The organism is Prevotella sp. P4-51 (assembly GCF_002251455.1).
Classification (GTDB): domain Bacteria; phylum Bacteroidota; class Bacteroidia; order Bacteroidales; family Bacteroidaceae; genus Prevotella.
In genome coordinates, this window is sequence record NZ_NPJM01000050.1 from 1 (window position 1) to 20,580 (window position 20,580).

21 protein-coding genes and 1 pseudogene are annotated in these 20,580 nt (G+C 54.9%); 15 read left to right on the forward strand and 7 right to left on the reverse strand.

Translation table 11 applies throughout. The features are described 5' to 3' along the window. The 8 genes and pseudogenes from CIK94_RS14395 to rhuM form a co-directional block, all read left to right on the forward strand. On the forward strand, nucleotides 1–260 hold a 260-nt coding region (locus CIK94_RS14395), incomplete at its 5' end, for a hypothetical protein (protein ID WP_158216536.1). Between the two features lie 21 nt (nucleotides 261–281). Next, nucleotides 282–1,220 carry a hypothetical protein gene (locus tag CIK94_RS07500; protein ID WP_144008176.1) on the forward strand — a complete coding sequence of 313 codons (939 nt, stop codon included), beginning with the start codon at nucleotides 282–284 and terminating at the stop codon, nucleotides 1,218–1,220. Between the two features lie 1,170 nt (nucleotides 1,221–2,390). Continuing rightward, entirely contained in the window at nucleotides 2,391–3,245 is an 855-nt protein-coding gene (locus CIK94_RS07505; RefSeq protein WP_094422355.1) for a phosphate acyltransferase, read from the forward strand. 4 nt (nucleotides 3,246–3,249) lie between these two features. Further along, on the forward strand, nucleotides 3,250–4,311 hold the full coding sequence (gene buk, locus CIK94_RS07510; RefSeq protein ID WP_094387442.1) for a butyrate kinase: 1,062 nt from the start codon (nucleotides 3,250–3,252) through the stop codon (nucleotides 4,309–4,311). Between the two features lie 184 nt (nucleotides 4,312–4,495). Continuing rightward, nucleotides 4,496–6,028 (forward strand): DNA recombination protein RmuC, encoded by a 1,533-nt coding sequence (rmuC, locus tag CIK94_RS07515; RefSeq protein ID WP_254046166.1) that lies wholly within the window; start codon nucleotides 4,496–4,498, stop codon nucleotides 6,026–6,028. 58 nt (nucleotides 6,029–6,086) lie between these two features. Next, the gene (locus CIK94_RS07520) at nucleotides 6,087–6,881 is read left to right on the forward strand and encodes an MBL fold metallo-hydrolase (protein WP_094388973.1); all 795 of its coding nucleotides are present in this window, start codon (nucleotides 6,087–6,089) and stop codon (nucleotides 6,879–6,881) included. Nucleotides 6,882–7,067: 186 nt separating this feature from the next. Then, on the forward strand, nucleotides 7,068–7,601 hold the full coding sequence (locus CIK94_RS07525) for a hypothetical protein (RefSeq protein ID WP_094388974.1): 534 nt from the start codon (nucleotides 7,068–7,070) through the stop codon (nucleotides 7,599–7,601). Between the two features lie 555 nt (nucleotides 7,602–8,156). Continuing rightward, nucleotides 8,157–8,348 (forward strand): annotated as a pseudogene (rhuM, locus tag CIK94_RS07530) (RhuM family protein); the annotation flags it as partial. Between the two features lie 79 nt (nucleotides 8,349–8,427). On the opposite strand, the gene CIK94_RS07535 reads toward rhuM, so the two are convergent. Then, nucleotides 8,428–8,673 (reverse strand): hypothetical protein, encoded by a 246-nt coding sequence (locus CIK94_RS07535; RefSeq protein ID WP_094422357.1) that lies wholly within the window; start codon nucleotides 8,671–8,673, stop codon nucleotides 8,428–8,430. A gap of 56 nt (nucleotides 8,674–8,729) precedes the next feature. Between CIK94_RS07535 and CIK94_RS07540 the strand changes: the two genes are divergently transcribed. Both CIK94_RS07540 and CIK94_RS07545 read left to right on the forward strand, forming a co-directional pair. Then, nucleotides 8,730–9,977, forward strand: a complete 1,248-nt coding sequence (locus CIK94_RS07540) for a phosphoribosylaminoimidazolecarboxamide formyltransferase (protein ID WP_094422359.1) — start codon at nucleotides 8,730–8,732, stop codon at nucleotides 9,975–9,977. A gap of 13 nt (nucleotides 9,978–9,990) precedes the next feature. Beyond that, the gene (locus CIK94_RS07545) at nucleotides 9,991–10,188 is read left to right on the forward strand and encodes a hypothetical protein (RefSeq protein WP_022311324.1); all 198 of its coding nucleotides are present in this window, start codon (nucleotides 9,991–9,993) and stop codon (nucleotides 10,186–10,188) included. A gap of 82 nt (nucleotides 10,189–10,270) precedes the next feature. On the opposite strand, the gene CIK94_RS07550 is transcribed toward CIK94_RS07545, so the two are convergent. Then, nucleotides 10,271–10,846, reverse strand: coding sequence for a porin family protein (locus tag CIK94_RS07550; RefSeq protein WP_094422361.1), 576 nt, complete (start codon nucleotides 10,844–10,846; stop codon nucleotides 10,271–10,273). Between the two features lie 344 nt (nucleotides 10,847–11,190). Between CIK94_RS07550 and CIK94_RS07555 the strand changes: the two genes are divergently transcribed. Both CIK94_RS07555 and CIK94_RS07560 read left to right on the forward strand, forming a co-directional pair. After that, nucleotides 11,191–11,937, forward strand: coding sequence for a porin family protein (locus tag CIK94_RS07555; RefSeq protein WP_022311326.1), 747 nt, complete (start codon nucleotides 11,191–11,193; stop codon nucleotides 11,935–11,937). A 42-nt stretch (nucleotides 11,938–11,979) separates the two neighbouring features. Beyond that, complete coding sequence (locus CIK94_RS07560) at nucleotides 11,980–13,746, forward strand: SGNH/GDSL hydrolase family protein (RefSeq protein ID WP_094422363.1); 1,767 nt, start codon at nucleotides 11,980–11,982, stop codon at nucleotides 13,744–13,746. A 74-nt stretch (nucleotides 13,747–13,820) separates the two neighbouring features. Here the strand turns inward: CIK94_RS07560 and CIK94_RS07565 are convergent, their stop codons facing one another. Further along, entirely contained in the window at nucleotides 13,821–14,663 is an 843-nt protein-coding gene (locus CIK94_RS07565; RefSeq protein ID WP_022311328.1) for a bifunctional UDP-sugar hydrolase/5'-nucleotidase, read from the reverse strand. Between the two features lie 16 nt (nucleotides 14,664–14,679). Further along, the gene (locus CIK94_RS07570) at nucleotides 14,680–15,426 is read right to left on the reverse strand and encodes a 5'-nucleotidase C-terminal domain-containing protein (protein WP_022311329.1); all 747 of its coding nucleotides are present in this window, start codon (nucleotides 15,424–15,426) and stop codon (nucleotides 14,680–14,682) included. 1,139 nt (nucleotides 15,427–16,565) lie between these two features. Between CIK94_RS07570 and CIK94_RS14865 the strand changes: the two genes are divergently transcribed. Together CIK94_RS14865 and CIK94_RS07575 are read left to right on the forward strand one after the other, a co-directional pair. After that, on the forward strand, nucleotides 16,566–16,691 hold the full coding sequence (locus tag CIK94_RS14865) for a hypothetical protein (RefSeq protein WP_256387336.1): 126 nt from the start codon (nucleotides 16,566–16,568) through the stop codon (nucleotides 16,689–16,691). Beyond that, nucleotides 16,681–18,552, forward strand: a complete 1,872-nt coding sequence (locus CIK94_RS07575; protein WP_254046168.1) for a nucleoside-diphosphate sugar epimerase/dehydratase — start codon at nucleotides 16,681–16,683, stop codon at nucleotides 18,550–18,552. Before CIK94_RS14865 ends, CIK94_RS07575 begins: the two co-directional genes overlap by 11 nt. A 183-nt stretch (nucleotides 18,553–18,735) precedes the next feature. Here the strand turns inward: CIK94_RS07575 and CIK94_RS07580 are convergent, their stop codons facing one another. The 3 genes from CIK94_RS07580 to CIK94_RS07590 form a co-directional block, all read right to left on the reverse strand. Then, nucleotides 18,736–19,245, reverse strand: coding sequence for a nitroreductase family protein (locus CIK94_RS07580; protein ID WP_094422367.1), 510 nt, complete (start codon nucleotides 19,243–19,245; stop codon nucleotides 18,736–18,738). Between the two features lie 77 nt (nucleotides 19,246–19,322). Next, nucleotides 19,323–19,493: a 4Fe-4S binding protein gene (locus tag CIK94_RS07585; RefSeq protein ID WP_022311332.1), complete on the reverse strand. Its 171-nt coding sequence runs from the start codon at nucleotides 19,491–19,493 to the stop codon at nucleotides 19,323–19,325. Nucleotides 19,494–19,794: 301 nt separating this feature from the next. Further along, entirely contained in the window at nucleotides 19,795–20,061 is a 267-nt protein-coding gene (locus CIK94_RS07590) for a hypothetical protein (protein ID WP_144008222.1), read from the reverse strand. 140 nt (nucleotides 20,062–20,201) lie between these two features. Between CIK94_RS07590 and CIK94_RS07595 the strand changes: the two genes are divergently transcribed. Then, complete coding sequence (locus CIK94_RS07595) at nucleotides 20,202–20,525, forward strand: DUF3467 domain-containing protein (RefSeq protein ID WP_094422369.1); 324 nt, start codon at nucleotides 20,202–20,204, stop codon at nucleotides 20,523–20,525. The last annotated feature ends 55 nt before the right edge of the window (nucleotides 20,526–20,580 follow it).

Below are 20,580 nucleotides of genomic sequence, written 5' to 3' on the forward strand. Positions count from 1 at the left end.
CCGCCCCAGCCGTCCGCAAGTCTGCCCCTGCCTGCGTCGTCCCAGCCCAACCTGTCGACACGCTCTATCGCCAGCTTATGGCAGAGACGGTGGTCGCCACCGCCAATCTGATGGACGATATGGCGCAGCAGCACGCCAACGCCCAGTTGCAGACCATCACCGCCCTTATCGTCGCCGGCGAGCTCAACTCGCTCGACATTTGCGCCGCCCTGGAAGAAGGGGCCGAGACGGTCGACGACCTGCTTGCCGAGAATGTCTAACCCATTAATATCTTAACAGTTATGAAACCTATTCATGCCCTTGTGATGAGCCTCGCGCTCTTCTTCGTTGCGCCAGCCCATGCGCAGCAGCCCATCGAGAAGTCATTTGCCCACCTGCGTAAGGCGGTCAAGATGGAAGTCTATCCCAACATCGTGCGCGACCCTGCCACCATGCAGGTCGAGGGTTCTGCCGAGGTCTACGAGTTTGTGGTCCGCGAGCGCAACCGCGCGCTTATTGACACCTTGAGAGAGGCTTTCCTCGCATCCTCCGCGACGGCTTACAAAGTCTTTTCTGCCAACGACCACAAGCACCAGCGCCGTCTCACCTACACCCCCGGCAACGCTGTCACCATAGGCCGCAATTATATCAACCATATCGCCGCGCTCTTTGTCGACGCCACGCGCCCGGGCTATCGCACAGCCTACTGCCTGGAGTGGTCGTTCCCCTATCAGGGTGAGATACGTGCCCGCTTCTCGCGCGTCTATGGCCCCAACCCCAAGTCGCGTCCCGTCGCGTCTCCCGCAGCCATCCCCTCACAGCCCGTCACCATCGACGATTGGCAGACGTTCGTCTCCAGCCTTCAGTCGGTGCTCGACAGCATCGCTTCGTCCAGCCCCATCCACGACGCTACCGCCTACCAGCAGGCTATAGCCGGTGTCGAGAGCCTTGCCCAGCGCTTCATGCGCCAGCATCCCATGCCGCCATGCCCGTCCTCGCCCGACTCCAGTGAGAAGCTCAATGCCGCTGTGCTCACCCATAGCCGCGACAGTGTCGAAGCAGCCCTCGTCAGCCTCGACTTCACCCCCGCCTGTCGCGCGTTGCTCGTCGATGTGCTGCTCGATGCCGACAAGCAGATAGATATCCACCGTGTGGTCGCCGACGCCAATCTGCGCGACCCCGAAAAGATGATGCTCATTATGACCCAGGTCACCCGCCAGGCTATACGCCGATTAAGATGATGTCATAGTGCCGCCAGTGCCGCCCGATAGCGATTGGGCTGCATGGTCAGGGGGGCTTGCCTTCGGGGCAGGCACCCTTTTGAGGTAGACATCCACAAGGACAGAAAGGCAAAAGCGGCTCCCCGCGGGCAGTCGCTTTTGCCTTTCGGTTTTCTGCCGTCAGCGTCGCGGACACCGTGGGCTTTTCTGCGATTTTAACAATGTTAAATATATCAATCCTTTACGCTGTTTTCAGGAATATAGTTCACTTTGCACCTCGTTAAGATACAATCAGTTTCACTCCCGATCGTTTCTTCCCGTGCTTCTTGTGCGGCCTGTAGGCATTGGCTGCGTGCTGTATGCCCCTCTGCTTGTGTCTGACGCACCCCCGACTATAGACACCTCGATTATTACAGACTACATCATGACCAATCTGCTTTGTGCGCTTCCCGCTGGAGTGCATACGGCAGCCGTAGTCTCTTGTTTGCCTGTGCCTGCAACCGACCTGTTGTGGTTAGGCCTCTTGCTCGTATTCAAATTTTACATCATACATAATTCAACTTTTACCACAGATGAGACCTCTACCCTGGGCTGGGGAACCGCAACTCCTACAGAGTTGCTGCTGCTGACGGCCTGTCAAATGGGTCGTATCTCGAGTTTTACATAGTGGATGGTACGCATCTCGGCGACCCTATTACCTTTCCGCGACGCACATCGCCACGCTGGTGACCTTCGGTTTAGAGTTGCCGCTGCTGATGGGTAGCCAGTGGGTTGGATATGGACTTGTCATTGGTATAAATTACGTTGATGTCGTGGGCGTGGGATGGGGCCGCAGTTGGCTGGTACGCACCCCCGGCAACTCTGACAGAGTTGCGATTTCATAGCCCAGGGTTGCGGGCACAGCCCGCTACCCTGGGTAATGCACCCACTAATATTGCTACTCTGTAAGAGTTGCGCTTAGCCGAAGGCGTTACTTGCAGCAGGATAATTGCCAGAAATGGGTTGGTGGAAATTATAAGATTGAGTATAACGCCTGCGGCCATTCGCAACACTCCCCACGTTGCCATACCTTGTTAATAATTGTGTGCCGGTATGGTTTTTTATCGGAAAACATTTGTTGGCATTGAGTTTTTTACGTAATTTTGAGGCGCAAATGCAAATGTAACTTACGCCAACCACTAAAACATGACAATGACTGACACAAACAGCTTTGAGGGACTCATCTCACGCCTGCGCTCACTGGGCCGTAAGGTTCGTGTGGCAGCAGTGTGTCCCAACGACAACTCTTCGGCCGAGGCGCTGAAGCGTGCCGCCGGTGAGGGATGGATAGAACCCATAGTAGTAGACAATGCCGACCCTGCCCAGGCTGCCGCCGAGGCTGTGGCGATGGCCCATAGAGGCGAGTCTGATGTGCTGATGAAGGGGCTCATCAGTTCGGACATCCTGCTGCGTGCCATCCTCAACAAGGAGGTGGGTCTGCTGCGCCGTGGTGAGGTGCTTACCCATACCGCTGTGGCAGAGATGCCCGGCTATCACAAACTGGTGGCATACAGCGATGCCGCCGTCATACCTTATCCCACCCAGGAACAGCGCATCAGCCAGACCCGCTATCTCGCCACCCTCTGCCACGGCATGGGCATCGACTGTCCGCGCATCTCGCTCATCCACTGTTCCGAGCATATCGACGAGCGCCACTTCCCCCATACCGGCGGCTATGCCGACATCATCGAGCGCGGCCGTCAGGGCGAGTTTGGCCCCTGTATCATCGACGGCCCGCTGGACCTCAAGACCTCGATGTGTCCTGAGAGCCTCGCCGTCAAGGGCATCGACTCTCCCGTGGGTGGCGATGCCGACGCCCTGGTGTTCCCCGACATCGAGGCAGCCAACGTGTTTCACAAGACCATCACCCTGCTTGCCTCTGCCCGCATAGCTGCTGTGCTGCAGGGCCCCGATGTGCCCGTGGTGATGCCTTCGCGCGGCGACGATACCGACAGCAAGTACTACAGTCTGGCCCTGGCTGCCCTCCAATCACTCAAAAACGCCTGACCCCATGCATATATTAGTCATCAATCCCGGCTCGACCTCTACCAAGATAGCCGTGTATCAGGACGCCACCCCCATCATGCTGCGCACCATTCGCCACACGGTGGAGGAACTGGCGCAGTTTGACGAAGTCACCGACCAGTACGATTTCCGCCGCAAGCTCGTCATCGACGAACTCAAGCGCATGGACATCGACTATCTCTTCGAGGCTGTGATAGGCCGTGGCGGTCTCGCCAAGCCCGTCTCGGGCGGTGTGTACGAAATCAATGAGAAGATGCTCGACGACACACGCCAAGCCATCCACAAGCACGCCTGTGACCTGGGCTGCATCATGGCTTACGAGATAGCCCGCATGATACCCGGTTGCCGTGCCTTCATCGCCGACCCCGGCGTGGTAGACGAGCTGTCGCCCCTTGCCCGCATCTGCGGTTCGCCCCTGATGCACCGCATCTGCATCTGGCATGCCCTCAACCAGCGCGCCATCGGCCGCCGTTATGCCCAGGAGATCGGCCGTCGCTATGAAGACCTCAACCTCATCATCTGCCACATGGGTGGCGGCATCTCTATCGCTGCCCACGAGAAAGGCCGTGCCATAGACGCCAACAACGCCCTCGACGGCGAGGGACCCTTCTCGCCCGAGCGTGCCGGTTCGCTGCCTGCAGCCGACCTGATACGCCTCTGCTTCAGCGGCCAGTTCACCGAGAAGGAACTGCTCAAGCGCATAGCCGGACAGGCTGGACTGATAGCCCACCTGGGCACCAACGACATGAAGGAAATCGAGAGTCGCATAGCCCGTGGTGACAAACACGCCGAACTGGTGGTCGACGCCATGATCTATCAGGTGGCCAAGAATATCGCTTCCGAGGGCGCCGTGCTCTGTGGCAATATAGACGCCATACTGCTCACCGGCGGACTCGTGCGCTCAGACTATCTCGTCAGCCGTCTGCGCGAGCGCATCAGCTTCCTCGCCCCCATCCACTGCTATCCCGGCGAAGACGAGATGCAGGCACTGGCGTTCAACGCCCTCGATGTGCTGCACCACCGCCGCGAAGCCAAGGTGTATGAGTAGGCTGCCGCTGGAAGCATAGACCGACAACGGTCTGCCACTGGCGCCACCGCTGCCAGCCTGGCGGACCCGAAAGATTACACAGTCTGCCGCCGTGGCGTCAATCACGGCGGCAGACCTGCCATAAAAGGCGAGGCCAAGCATACTGGCGCTCGCCTTGTCAGTATCACATATAACAGTAAGTATTATGGGAATCATCGAAACTCTTATCATCGTGTGTGCGACAGCCGTCGTGGTGTGGGTGCTGGCGCGCATAGGCAACAGCCGGCAGGCGGCACGCACCATGCTCCTGCAGACCGAGAACGACACCCTGAAGGCACAGGCAGAGCAGCTGCAGCGCCAGACCGAAGAACTCAGGCAGCAGCACAGCGTGGCCATCACCGAGCGTGAACGCTATGCCACACAAGCCGAGACCTACGGCAAGCAGGCCCAACAGCTGCAGGCTGCCATAGACCGGCAGAAAGAGGAACACCGCAGTGAACTCGAGGCTCAGGCAGAGAAGATGGGTGAAGAGTTTGCCCGCCAGAGTGCCGAGCTCAAGGCCCTCTATGAGAAGCAGAAGACTGAGACCGACGAGCACTATCGCCGTCAGCTCGACGAGATGCGCCAGCAGCAGGCGAAGCAGATGGAACAGCAGGCCGAGCTCATCAAAGAGCAGATCAACACCGCCTCGGAGACCATACTCAAGAAGCGGAGCGAAGAGCTCACTTCCAAGAACAGTGAGCAGCTGTCGGCCATCCTCAACCCGCTGCACGAAAACCTCAAGCAGATGCGTGAGGCGGTGGAGCGTAACGACCGCGACCAGGCCGACCGCATGGTGAAGCTCGACGCCACCATCAAGGAGAACCTGCGTCAGGCCAAGGAGGTGGGCGAGCGCGCCGACAAGCTGGCACAGGCGCTCACGAGCGAAAACAAGGTGCAGGGCAATTTCGGCGAGCTCCAGCTGCGTACGCTCCTTGAGAATATGGGGCTGGAAGAGGGCGTGCAGTTTGAAGAGCAGACGACCATGCGCGATGAGCAGGGCAAGAGTCTGCGTGGCGACGACAGCGGATGCCGCATGATACCCGATGTCATCCTCCACTTCCCCGGCAACCGCGATGTCATCATCGATGCCAAGATGTCACTCAAGGCCTTTGAGGACTACCACAACGCCGAGACCGACGAAGAGCGCGCCCAAGCCTTGGAGCGCCACATCACGTCGGTACGCAACCACATCAAGGAACTCGCCGCCAAACGCTACTACGAATATACCGGCAAGGGGAAGGCCAAACTCGACTTTGTGATGATGTACATCTACAGCGAGAGTGCTCTGCAGCTCGCCCTCGCCAATGCGCCCGACATCTGGAAGAGCGCCTACGACCAGGGCGTAATCATCTCGGGCAGCCAGACGCTCTATATGATGCTCCGCGTGCTGGAGATGACTTGGCGACAGGTGCGCCAGGCCGAGAACCAGGAAGAAATCATGAAGACTGCCAACGAACTGGTCAATAGGGTGCAGCTCTTCTATGAGCGCTTCCAGACCGCCGACGACATGCTGGTCAAGACGCGCCATGCCTTTGACGAGGTTAAGGGTGTCACCGCTCCTGCTGGCAAGAGCATAGCCACCTCTGCCCGCAAACTCATCAAAATGGGTGCTAAGGAGAATCTGAAGCGCAAGGCAAGACTGCCCCTCCCTGTCGAAGAGGCTGAAGAGGAAGACGCCGACGAAAGCATAGAATGACAAGGGAGTAGGGTAGACAGCGACCTACATGGTTATATATAAGTAAACAGATATATAGATGAACAGAATCGTCATACTCGGCACCGGCCACGCCACCGTCACCCGGTGCTACAACACCTGCTTTGTCCTGCAGACCGACACGACCACCCTGCTGGTCGATGCCGGCGGCGGCAACGGTATACTGCAGCGCCTCAAGCAGGCGGGGATAGCCATCAAGGACCTGCATCACATGTATGTCACTCACGCCCACACCGACCACATCCTGGGCACCATCTGGGTGATACGTATGGTGCTCTCGGCTACGGGCTATGAGGGTCGGTTTCATGTGTACAGCCATGCTAAGGTGCTGCGCGTCATCAGCATGATTTGCGGCGAGACGCTCTCGGCCAAGCACCGCCGCCTGATGGGCGAGCGTGTGGTCATGCACGAAGTGGGCGACGGTACCGGCTTCAATGTAGGCGACATAGGGATGCAGAGTTTCGACATCCACTCCAAGAAGGAACCCCAGTATGGCTTCCGTGCCACGCTGCCTGGTGGCGCGGTGGTGGTGTGTCTAGGCGACGAACCCTACAACCCGCTCTGCCGTCGCTACGCCGAAGGCGCCGACTGGCTCATGAGCGAAGCCTTCTGTCTCTATGCCGACCGCGACCGCTATTATCCCTATGAGAAGAGCCACAGCACGGCGCTCGATGCCGGACGCGTGGCTCACGAGCTCGGAGCACGGCATCTGATACTCTACCACACCGAAGACGACCACCTCGACACCCGCCGCCAGCGCTATGCCGACGAGGCTGCCCAGGAGTATAAGGGTGGGATAGTGGTACCCGATGACGGTGATGTGATAGACTTGTAGCAAGAGGGTCTATCCCAAGGTGGATAGACTATAAATACTTCTATGGAGAGGATTTAGGGCGGGAGAATTGTACTCTTTATAGTTTTGGCGGACAGCAATAAAACGGAATAAAATAATTGCTACATCGCTCCATGAATGAGAAAAAACAGTACCTTTGTGAACATGAATCCAAAATAAATTATAGATATGAACAAGCTTTTAATCATGCTATTTTCATTGCTTACTGTTGTGATGTTAAGCAGTTGCGATGAAGTGAAAGACTCGCCCCTTTTGTTTAAGGCTACTTCAAATACTAATCCTGAATATATAAGTGTCAGCTATTATCCCGAAGAAATAGGTATAACTTTTTACCCTAAGGTATCGAAATACTTCATCTATTCGTATACTTATATTGATGGTGATTTAGAGCTGACATGCACTAACTGCGACAATATTAACTATTCATTAGATTGCAGTTTTGGAATAGAAAGAAACAATGAAGGGAAAGATATCTCTGCCACCGAGGAAGAGGTTGGTGTCTCTGTGAAAAATACTGACAATAAGATACTTCGCATTCACTTTGCCAAGTTGAAGGATGAAGATTTCCCGTCGGGCTTCTTAATCGCAAAAGCCACTATAAAAGTATATGGTCGAGTAGGAGGAAAAGATGTAACCACAAATATTTCGGTTTATCGCTCAAGGTTTCGTAAGCAATCTGATGATGACATTAGTAAAAAGTAAAGACATCAAAGACTATGAAACTTCAATGAAGCGAAACTTCTCCTAATCAGCCTTTCAGTAAAGCCTTTGTCTTGCGCCCAAGCAACGTAGGACAAGGGCTTTTCCTTTGTGGGCAGCAGCCCAGTCTTCACCTCCTGTTACGCTTCGTTTCATCTGCACCTTTAGCTTTTGCGATCTCTCAGGCGTGGGAGTCAATAACGAAAGGTAGCCAATCCCGATTTTCAAAGGAGTTATGGCGTGGCGCATCGCCTTTCCTGCACTTTGTGCATCTTTCCTATGCTGTTATCAGGTAGCTTACTCCATCGCTTCATGCAATATCTGTTGACGAACCTCACTTGTGTCACCAAGAGTAAGTTCAATCTCGACCGCTTCATCGCCACCTCGCTTGGTGTCACTACCTTCTAAGATGACAAGTCTGCCTATGAGTATGATGTGGAGTCCTCGATGCTTACCTTCGAGGAAGTCAAACTCTTTTCGCAGCTCCTATATTTTGAGGTGAATGGGATTGAGGTGTATATGTAGTTTGGTTACCAAGTTATGTTAATTGGCTGCTATTTTGATTGTTCCGCTGATAACATCGGTTTGCATCTGAAGAACATGTATGGTACGAATGAATTGAACCAGGAGGCAACTACCGAGAAAATCTCGGTAGTTCAACAAGAAGGTGCGAGAGTGGTTCGGCGCAACACGTTGTTCTATAACCTCGATGCCATCATCTCCGTGGGCTATCGAGTCAATCTTATCCAGGACAGGGATATAATATAACCAATTACGGCAAGTCCAAGGCGGATAGACTATAAAACCGGGAAGCCTCGCCCGTCCCCCGTTATGGCTGGGACGAGCGAGGCTTCTCCTTTTCTTCTTCAAAACCGAAGGCAGCGTCGCTCTCGCCACGCATAGCCTCGCGCAGGTCTTTCCAGTTCTGAAAGCCGGCAAGCAGCGCAAGTCGGTCGAGTGTCTTGTCTGATGGGCGGCGGCCGTGAGTGACCAGCTGCCACAGCCGGCGGGCATCAACATGGCGCACGATGCCCGATTCCAATCCTTTGAGAAGTGTCTCTAACTCCCGTTTCATAACATCTGATAATTGCTCATAAACAATATGGGTGCAAAAATACGAAAAAATACTGTATGTCAGCCACGGGGTGTAATCTTTTTTTCGTAATTTTGCACCCGAAAGTATATAATACTCACAAGATGAAAGAACTTGCACTTAAGTACGGATGTAATCCGAACCAGAAGCCTTCCCGTATCTTTATGGAGGAAGGCGAATTGCCCCTCCAGGTTATCAACGGCCGCCCAGGCTACATCAATTTCCTTGACGCCCTCAACTCCTGGCAGCTGGTGCGCGAACTCAAAGCTGCCACAGGACTGCCCGCCGCAGCGTCGTTCAAGCACGTGAGTCCGGCAGGAGCTGCCATCGGTCTGCCCCTGACCGACACGCTGCGCCACATCTACTTTGTCGATGACGTTGACTTCGAGCTGTCGCCCCTGGCTTGTGCCTATGCTCGTGCCCGCGGTGCCGACCGTATGTGTTCGTATGGCGACTTTGTGGCGCTGAGCGATGTGTGTGACAAGGCTACTGCCCTGCTCATCAAGCGCGAGGTAAGCGACGGTGTGATAGCTCCGGGTTATACCGACGAGGCTCTCGCCGTGCTCCGCGACAAGCGCAAGGGTACCTACAACGTGATACAGATAGACCCCGACTACCAGCCCGCGCCCATCGAGCGCAAGCAGGTGTTTGGCATCACCTTCGAGCAGGGACGCAACGAGATACGTCTCGACGATCCCGCTCTCTTTGAGAACATCCCTACCCAGAACAAGACCTTCACCGATGAGGCTCGCCGTGACCTGGTCATCGCCCTCATCACCCTGAAATATACCCAGAGCAACTCGGTATGCTATGTCAAGGACGGTCAGGCCATCGGTATCGGCGCCGGACAGCAGAGCCGTATCCACTGCACCCGTCTGGCAGGCAGCAAGGCCGACACATGGTGGATGAGGCAGTGCCCCAAGGTAATGGCGCTCCCCTTCAAGCCAGGCATACGTCGCGCCGACCGCGACAACACCATCGACGTGTATATCTCTGACGAGTGGGAAGATGTGCTGCGCGACGGTACTTGGGAGATGTTCTTCACCGAGAAGCCAGAGCCTCTCACCGCAGAAGAGCGTCGTGAGTGGCTCGCCCAGAACAAGGGCGTGACACTGGGTAGCGATGCCTTCTTCCCCTTTGGCGACAACATCGAGCGTGCCCACAAGAGCGGCGTAGAGTATATCGCACAGGCTGGAGGCAGCATACGCGACGACAATGTTATCGACACCTGCGACAAGTATGGCATAGCCATGGCGTTTACAGGTGTGCGCTTGTTCCATCATTAATCCATCACAGACTATGGCAGACATCGACGATATCATCGAGGGCGGACTTGTGTTCAGAAGCGCGCCCAAAGGCAATGGCGGTCAAGACGGTAAAGTGAAGACCAAAGCCAAGAAGAAAAAGTATATCACCGGTGCCCACGGCTCGGGCTCGGCAAGGCAGAAAGCCAAATACCGTGAACAGAGAGCCAACCGAGGCAAAGGCAGAAAGTAACGCCAATGCTGATACAGAAAATGGGGACTATACGCCAACCAAGCGGCGGATAGTCCCCATTGTTGTTAAACTCTATACTGGATTAGAGGGCGAACTTGTAACCTACGGTAATCTGGAATACGCTGTTCTTGTAGTCGCTGTTCTCATATACCTTGGTGAGGCCCCAGTTGTAACGGCCGTCGATGACAACATTGTCAAACTGGTAAGAAACGCCGATTGGAATAGAGAGGTCTACAGTCTTGGCGTCTACGCTTGTGGTGACAGATGAACTGCCGCGGGCTGCCTTGTACTCACTGTTTACATTGAAACCGGGCTGAAGACCGAGTTTGACAGCAAAACCAGGAGCTACATATACGTTGGCAAGCAGAGGGATGTTGATGTAGTCGGCCTTCAAGGTCTCGGTAACACCGCCGTCCTTGTACTTGGCACCCTGCATCGAGTAGAGAGCTCCGAAGCTCAAGCCTACCATGTCAGAAAGACCATATTCAAACTCACCACCGGCAACAAGACCGAAACGGGCATCAGAGCCTTCGCACTTCTGGAAGTCTGCGATGTTAAGACCTACCTTGGGGGTAAATGTGAACTGTCCTACGCTGTTCTGGGCGAATGTGGCTGCTGAGGCCAGTAACATTACTGCTACAAATAAAATCTTTTTCATGATCTATGTGTTTTGAGTTAATACTATTGGCGCCGTCGGTAATGGCGGTGCCATTTATCTGCTGCAAATATAATGTGTTATTGCAAACTGTGCAAGAGTTGTAGCCGATTTTTTTCACATGCTGTTCTAAAAGTTGCGCAACTTGTTCAGTTTTTTCACTCGTCAGGGCATCGGGCGGTGCAATGATGGTCATGCGGAGCGTGCTTTTCACTGTCTGTCATGTATTTTTATCGGAAATTGGGGTATGTTTCAGTATTTTTGTCGTAAATTTGCAAGAGATAGTGGTGGGGCGCAGCTCCAAGGGCGCCGTAACACCTTATTATATATATAATGTGATGCACGTGATGAAGAAATATATCCTTATTGTCCTGATGGCGGTAGTAGCCACGATGGCTGCCGATGCCCAGGAACGCAAGGTCGAGAACCGCCCTTATACCGACCTGCGCCCATTCCATTTCGGTATACTCGTGGGAACCCACATGCAGGATATGGAGATGGTCAACGTAGGCCCGCAGACCATCACCGCCGAGGACGGAACCCAGCAGCAGGTGCTCATCTCTGCCGACCAGGACCGCTGGGATGCTGGTCTCAACGTGGGTGTACTGGGCGAATTCCGTCTGAGTCAGAATTTCCAGTTTCGTGTAGCCCCAGCCCTCTACTTTGGCAACCGTCATCTCACCTTCCATCATCAGACCCAGACCGACGCTGGTGGCAACCGCATCGTGCGCTATCAGGACCTGAAGTCTATCTACGTGTCTTCGGCGCTCGACCTCATCTTCGCCGCGCCGCGCTTCAACAATCACCGTCCCTATATCATGGCGGGTATCAACCCCATGATTAATCTGAGCGGCAGAGATGACGACATCGTGCGACTGAAGCGTTATGACACCTTTGCCGAGGTGGGCTTGGGCTGCGACTTCTACCTGCCTTACTTCAAGTTGAGGCCCGAACTGAAGTTCATGTTCAGTCTTATCAACAGCCTCGACACCTCCCATCCCGACAAGCTCAAGGACGACGCGATGAAGCCTTTCGCACGCAGCATCAGCGAGACGCGCACCAAGATGATAGTGCTTACATTCTACTTTGAATAGACCCTAAAACGAAACTCATTAACTATTAAAAATAAACAACCAATGAAGATTAAACACATCTCGATGATCGTGCTGCTCTGGATGATGACCATCCAAGCCACGGCACAACAAGTGAAATGGATGAACCCCATGGACGGTGACGAGCCCTACATCTGCGGACGCGCCTGGAACAAGGAAATGGGAAAGAGTTATGACCGTCTGCCCGAGCGATTCGCTGCCACGCTGCCCAAGAACGTGTGGAGCCTGAAGGCCCAGACCGCCGGCGTCATCGTGCGCTTCGTCTCCAACTCCAAGACTATCCGCGTGCGCTACGGATGTCCGTCAAACAACTACAACGGCTTCAATATGACCGGTATCAACAAGTCGGGCGTAGACCTCTACGGCAAGACTCCCGACGGTGATACCCACTGGATAGCCAACCACATGAGTTGGAAGATGAAGGCCGACACCGCCCGCATGGAATGGCAGAACCTGACCTTCAAGAACAAGAGCCGTGGCGTGGAGTATACCCTCTATCTGCCCAACTACAACGGCGTGAAGTGGCTCGAGGTAGGTGTCGACGCCAATGCCAGCTTCCAGTTCATCCACCAGTCGCCCGAGCGCCCCATCGTCATCTACGGCTCGTCCATCATCCAGGGTGCCTCTCCCTCGCGTCCCGGTATGGCGATTACCAATATCGTGGAGCGCGAGATGGAATATCCCGTCATCAATCTGGGCTTCTCGGGCTCAGCCCGCATGGAGCCTGCCGTTTTCGACATGCTCAGCGAGATCAACGCCCGTGCCTTCGTCGTTGATGCTATGCCCAACAGCTTCAACCTCAAGGAGCCCGAAATCATCAAGCGTGCCAAGGAGGGTGTGATGAAGCTGCGCGCCAAGAGCGATGCCCCCATCCTGCTCTGCGAGTGCCACCCCACGCCCGACAGCGTGTTCCGCGCCAATGTCGCCGCCAAGTACAACCGTGGCAACGCCGCTCTCCACAAAGCCTACGATGAGCTCAAGGCAGAGGGAGTCAAGAACCTCTTCTATATGAACAAGGCCGACATCGCCTTTGGCGAAGAGTATATGATAGAGGGTTCTCACCCCAACGACCTGGGTTGCCGCGTCTATGCCGACGCCTATATCAAGAAGCTGCGCGAGATGCTCGCCGAGGACGCACCCAACAAGGTGTTCCCTCCCGTCACACAGCGTCGCGACGGATGCTATGAATGGCGCGTGCGCCATAACCAGGTGGTCGAGCTCAACCACACTACCGACCCCGAGATACTGCTTATCGGCAACTCTATCACCCACTTCTGGGGCGGCAATCCCGTCAACGGTGTCAACAATGGCGGAGCCGCCTGGGGCAAGACCTTCGGCAAGCGCCGCGTTACCAATATGGGCTTCGGATGGGACCGTATAGAGAACGTATTCTGGCGTATCTACCACGGAGAGCTCGAGGGCTGCAAACCCAAGCACATCTGTCTGCTCATCGGTATCAACAACTACTATGTCAACACCGAGGAGGAGATAGCACAGGGTATCGTTGACCTCACAGCCCTCATCCGTGAGCGCCAGCCCCAGGCCAAGATTCACGTGCTCAAGGTCTATCCCGCCAAGAACCGTGAGGTCAAGGTGGCACGCATCAACCAGCTGCTCGAGCAGAAGTTTGTGGCAGACGACAAGACCGAACTCGTAGACCTCACCGACTGCCTGACTCTCAAGGACGGTTCGGGCAAGATTGACCCCACCTGCTTCATGAAGGACGGACTGCACCCCAACGAGAAGGGTTACACCCTGCTGGGCAAGCAGCTCAAGAAGCACCTCAAGTAAATCATCCCCATCATCAATGACAAAGCCCTCGACGCCGATAGCGTCGAGGGCTTTGTGGTAGATGGTCGCTGTGATTACTTGCGCTTCACCTTCAGTTCTATCTTGCCTACATAGATGGCGTGCTTGCCGTTCTGGTCTACGGGTACCTGGCGGCCGTCGAGGTCCTTGACATAGCGTAGCGTCTGGAAGTAGGTGTGGCTATGGCCGCCCAGCACCAGGTCGATGCCGCGCGAGTGGCTTATCACCTCCTGGTCGCTCATGCCGCGCTCGAGCCAACCCAGATGCGACAGGCAGATGACTACATCGCAGCCTTCGCGAGTGCGCAGCAGCTGCGCCATCTCGTTGGCGGTGGCGATGGGGTCGAGGTATTCCACGCCGCCTATCTTCTTGTCGTCCACGAGACCCTTGAGTTTGGGGTCGATGCCGAACACGCCGATGCGCACACCCTTGACGTGGAACACGCGATAGCGTTCGACCTTGCCCTCGAGCGGTGTGCCCGTGAAGCGATAGTTGGCGCAGAGCACGGGGAACTTGGCCATGTCGAAGAGACGTGCCATATTCTCCACGCCGAAGTCAAACTCGTGGTTGCCTATGGTCGAGGCGTTGACGCCCATACGGTTCATCAGCTCTATCTCCACTTCGCCCTTGAAGAGGCTGTAGTAGGGTGAGCCCTGCGAGAAGTCACCGCTGTCGAAGACCAGCAGGTCGGGGTCCTTGAGCCGCTCCTGGCGCAGCATCTCGATGCGGCGCAGAAAGCCGCCACGGCCTGCCACGGCGGTATCGGCGAGGTTGGGGTTGAGCGGCAGGATGCAGCTGTGGGTGTCGTTGGTGTGCATGATGGTGATGGTCACCGTCTTGCGGGCTGCGGCTGCGGTACATACGACGATGGCGGCAGCCAGTATCATGATGCGTTTCATAAGTCTTCTCCTATGTTTACTGGACCTTGATACGCCCCTCAATGGCAGCGTCGACCGTGCCATGGGTGCGGAAGTAGTCCATGATGATATATCTCACGTTGTTCTCTTCGGTCTGTGGCGACACCAGCTGCGTCTTCTGCTTGAAGGCGTCGAGCTTGTCGTTGCCCTGGGCCAGATAGTCCAGGGTGGCTATGCGGTAAGAGGCATTGGGGTCTATGGGCTTGCCTCCCACGGTGGCGGAAACCAGCTTGTGGTCGCTGCTGATGACCAGTGCCACCTCGTGGCTCACTCCCTCGCCGCCTACTGCTGCTATCTGCTCGAAGAGGCGGGTCACCTGGGCGCCGGTGAGGGTGAGCAGGCACAGCTTGTTGTCAAAGGGGGCCACATCGACCACGTCGCCGATGGTCACCTTGCCCTTGGCGAGCGAGGCGCGGATACCGCCCATGTTGTATACGGCAAAGTCGGGATGCTCGCCGAAGCGGGCTGAGCCCCATATCAGTATGTCGCTCAGTAGATTGGAAAGCGCGCCTTCGGGGCGGCGCACGGTCAGGTCGCGGGCGACGGTGCCTACCACCGGACTCATGAGCGAATCGACTTTGTGGGTGTAGGGCGCCAGAAACTTGTGCGCCTCGGTGTCTTGGGTGTCGTACCGGCTGTCTATCAGGATGCGCGAGCGCGTAATCTCGCTTACCTCGTAGTGGGACCGGCAGCCCGCTATCGCCAGCGCGACGGGGAGGACGAGAGCCAAAAGGGTTTTCTTCATATTTGTAATGTCGTTTAGTTGATTGCAAGGCGCATGGTGGCTCGGCGAGCCTCGCCTCGGTGCAAAAGTAGGAATATTTTTTGACTTACGCTTGGCTTTGCGCCGCTTTTTTTCGTGTGGCGGGGCGATTTGGGCGTGTTCGGACGGTGGTGATGGTTACTGCCAGCCTCTGATCTGCTCACGGTAGACAGACGGGAGTAGACTCCCGGGCAGGGTAGGGTGGCTACGGCGGTCAGGGGTATGTCCTTTATCCCCAAACGGCCATTAGGGCTTGCTTGGATTTTGCTTTTAGAGTGGATTTAGTTTGGCTTATTGCTGGCAAAAGTCCTGTCGGGGTAACGCCTGCGGCTAAACGCGACACTTACAGCGTTGCTATATTAGTGGGGGTATCTTACCCTGGGTAGCGTGCTTTCGCCCACAACCCAGGGCTATGTAATCACAACTCCATTACCTTTCCGTGGCGCACTGCGCCACGCCGGTGACCGTTGGTTCAGAGTTGCCAAGGTTGCGTACCATCCACCATGGGCTACCCCATCATTGTATGCGCACAACACATCATGGGCAAACATCATTCCACCCTTGGGTGCATACCATCCATCATGGTTAGCCAATTACTGCCAAATATGTTTGACCCTTCATATAGGAAGACGGTACGCACCCCCGGCAACTCTGTAGGAGTTGCGATTCCCCAGCCCAGGGTTGAGGTGCGCAGCGCCTCTACCCTGGGTATACATACAAAAAAGAAATGCAACGCTGTAAGTGTTGCGCTTAGCCGAAGGCGTTACTCACAGCAGGAAATGCAAATACTTTTGGCTTTTAATGAGTAATAACGAGCTATTGCGAATAACAAAACAAACAAAAGATGCCTTGTAAAAGACCATAGACTGAGAGCAGTCATCTGGTAACACGGCAAACGGCATATTTATATATTTGGGAGTGATTTTTGCGCCAGCAGGGGTGTTTTACCCCCCCCGTTTGGCTTTTTTTTGAGGTAAAATGTAAAAATATTAAAGAATTATGATTACATTGTTAATAATTTTTGTTACTTTTGCACTGTTTGTTTACTTAGACTAACCCGATGCGGGTAATCCGTCCGAAATGGCGGACCATGAAGGACGACGTTTTCCGCATAAACGAGAATGAAAGAGATTTCCCTTAGGGGAATTACCGATGTGAAGAATTATAATAATCATCATGCTGGGCAAAATTTACAACTGGTATTTTCGCAAGTCAGCCTTACCCCGCTGGGCTGTTGTGATTTTTGATGTCGTGCTGTGCTTCTTCAGCGCTCTGTTCGTTATCTGGCTGCGCCATAGTGCGCAGGATATCCTCAACGAGTGGTCATTGCTGTTCCCCTCATTGCTGGCTATCTGCGCCGCCAATGTCGTGGGCTTCCGTGTCTTTCGTACCTATTCGGGCATACTGCGCTTTTCGCAGTTTGTAGACTTGTTGCGCATAGCCTACTCCACGCTTCTGGCGTTCTTTGTCTATCTTGCGTTCAATTATGCAGTCATCAACTACGGTTGGGAGAATGTCTTCTATGCCTTCACCGGACGTAAGCTGATAGCCATCTTTGGCGGCATACTCACCGTGTTGTGCATCTCGCGCATCATCATCAAGATGGTGTTTGAGAATGCTCTCGTGGGCGACCACGCACGCCGCACCCTCATCTACGGAACCCACGCCGGAGCCATAGCCATCACCAACGAGGCGCTGAACACCAAGCCCGTCAAGTTTGTCATCGACGGATACATCGGCGACAGCAAGCCCCACTACAAGGAAAGACTCATGGGACGACACATCTATTCGACCCGAGAGGACCTGGCTGCCATCATACGCAAGCGCAAGATAGAGGCAGTGATGGTGAGTCCGCTCAAGCACGACCTCTTCCTGAAGAACCGCAAACTGCAAGACCTCTTCATCGAGGCAGGACTTAAGATATACGTCGCCCAGAGCACAGAGAAGTGGGACAAGGATGGCGAGACACAGATGAAGGTGTCGATGCGAGAGGTGAAGATAGAGGACTTGCTGCCACGCGAAGAAATCAAGGTCGACATGGACAGTGTGGGCAAGCTGCTCAGCGGCCGCAAGGTGCTCATCACCGGTTCGGCTGGCTCGATAGGCAGCGAGATGGTGCGACAGATAGCTATCTACCATCCCGCAGAGATGATGCTCATAGACCAGGCAGAGACGCCACAGCACGACATCCGTCTGATGATGAAAAAGGACTATCCCGACATCTTGGCGCACACCGTGGTGACAAGCATCTGCAAGCAAGACCGCATGGAGGCAATCTTCAGTGAGTTCCGCCCAGACTACGTGTTCCACGCCGCAGCCTACAAGCATGTGCCCATGATGGAAGACAACCCCAGCGAGAGTGTGCAGAACAATGTGTGGGGTACCAAGGTGATAGCCGACCTCAGTGTCAAGTACGGCGTCAAGAAGTTTGTGATGATTTCCACCGACAAGGCGGTCAACCCCACCAATGTGATGGGCTGTTCCAAGCGCATCTGCGAGATTTATGTGCAGAGCCTCGACAAGGCCATCAAGGAGGGCAAGATAGAGGGTGTCACCCAGTTTGTCACCACGCGCTTCGGCAATGTGCTCGGTTCCAACGGCTCTGTCATCCCTCTCTTCCGCAAGCAGCTGGCAGAGGGCGGACCGCTCACGGTGACCCATCCCAAGATTATCCGTTTCTTCATGCTCATCCCCGAAGCCTGCAAGCTGGTGCTCGAAGCCGGTACCCACGGCAAGGGTGGCGAGATATTCGTCTTCGACATGGGCGAGCCCGTGAGGATAGCCGACCTGGCACGCCGAATGATACAGCTCAGCGGCGCCAAGAATGTGGAGATACAGTTCACCGGACTGCGCGACGGAGAGAAACTCTACGAAGAGGTGCTCAGCGAGAACGAGAACACGCTGCCTTCATTCCACGAGAAGATACGTATCGCCCAGGTGCGCAGCTATGAATATGAGGACGCCGAGCGCGAGATCGAAGAGCTGAACGACATCGCTGCCGGTTACGACGACATGGCTACGGTGGCTAAGATGAAGCACATCGTGCCCGAGTATATCAGCAAGCACTCCAAGTACGAGGTCCTCGACAAAGACTCGACTGTGGCATAGCCCACGCATCCACTGATACCCGTCAATGGCATCGCCCCGCCCATATAGAGATATGTGGGCGGGGCGATGTGCGTTTGTGGGGAGAGAGGGGGCTGGGGCAGAGGTGCCGGCGGTGGCATCAGCGGCATCATCGTCGCCCCAGTGGCGTTCTCAGTCGTCCTCGGCTCGGTCGCAGCCGGCAACTTAGACGCGGCTCACGATTTCGTCGATGCTCTTGCGCTTCTTCTCGGGCTGCTGACAGTCGTCGGCAATGTGGCCGATAGGGATGATGGCGACAGGCTCCATCGGGGCTTGGGCAAACAGCTCGCGGGTGAGAGCCACATTGAAGTTGCATACCCAGCAGGTGCCCAGACCGCGCTCGGCGGCAGCCAGGCAGAGATGCTCGGTGGCTATGGCGAGGTCTATGTCGCCGTGGGCGTGGCTGTCTTCGGCGCGCACCCAATTTTCTTCCGTGTTCTTCAGACAGACGATGTAGAGTGGGGCAGTGGCAAACCATTCGCGGTCGTAGCATCGGCGCAGACGGGCTTTGGCGTCATCGCTCTCCACGATGACAAAGTGCCACGGCTGGCGGTTGCAGGCAGAGGGAGCCATGCGCACACACTCCATGATGTAGTCGAGGTCGGCTTGGGCGACAGCCTCGTCAGTGAAGCGTCTTGCGGAGAAGCGCTTCTCGGTAAGTTGAAGGAATTCCATAATCGTAGCAATCAAAAAAGCGACACGCCCCATTGCTGGAGAGTGTCGCTCTAAATCGTTGTGTTGTCTCTATGCGATTATTCGCCCAGGCTGATAGCCTCGTTGGGGCAAACACTTGCGCAAGTGCCGCACTCTGTACAAGCGTCGGGGTTGATAGAATACTTTTCGCCTTCAGAGATAGCGCCTACAGGACACTCATCGATACATGTACCGCAAGCGATACAATCGTCACTAATTACGTATGCCATAATCTTTAATTTTATATTGTTAATAATCTTGTTCTCAATACATCATAGCAGGTTCTCCATGCACCACAGCTCGTTTGCTCAGCGCCACAGCCAGTTCGCCATGCGCCACAGCTCCTTTCCGCTGCGCTACAGCCAGTTCTCAGCGCGCTATGGCAGTTTCCTCTGCACCATAGGCTGTTCTCTATGCACGATAGAATACCTACTAATGTTGGTTGCAAAGTTACAACTTAATTCTGACATACCTACAAATAGTGATAAAATTTTTATAGTTTTTCCCGTTTTTTTATTCTTACCCCTCCCTTCACGCCGTGCTCACCTCCACAATATTTATGACCATCTCTGCGAAAATTATGACCATCTCCACGCCGCTGGAGGGTACCTCCACGAAAATTATGATGACCTTCACAAAAATTATAATGGCCTCCACAAAAATTATGATGACCTTTGTGAAGATTATAATGACCTCCACAAATGATATAACCACCTCCGCGTTCTTGCTGTCCATCTCCGCCACACCCCAAGTCCTTTTCACCCCGAAGGAGCATCTTCCGAAACCTGTGCAGGTCAATGGCGTGACGCCCGAAGTTCTAATCTTTTCCGCCGAAACCTTGGTGGTTTGACGATTATGCCGTAATTTTGTGGGCGCACAGCCCGAACCGATAGCTCGGAAGGCTGGTTGCTATACCTTATTATATATATAGAAGAATTATGGACCAAAAGAATAACGAGCAGACCATGCAGCTGCAACTGGACATTAAGCCCGAGGTGGCTCGAGGCATCTATGCCAACCTGGTGTTGATTAACCACTCACACAGTGACTTCGTGATAGACTTCGCGCAGGCATTGCCGGGCATGCCCAAGCCCGAGGTGGCAAGCAGGATGATTATGGCGCCCGAGCACGCCAAGCGCCTGCTCATGGCGTTGCAAGAGAATGTGCTAAAGTACGAGCAGACTTTCGGGCGGATTGACCTCGGCACCGCTGAGGACCAGCGCATGATACCTCCCATTGCCCCCACCAGCGGCGAGGCCTAAGGCATACCCCCCGAAGCCATCCCCATCCCCCTTCCCATCACCTCCACCACCAGCG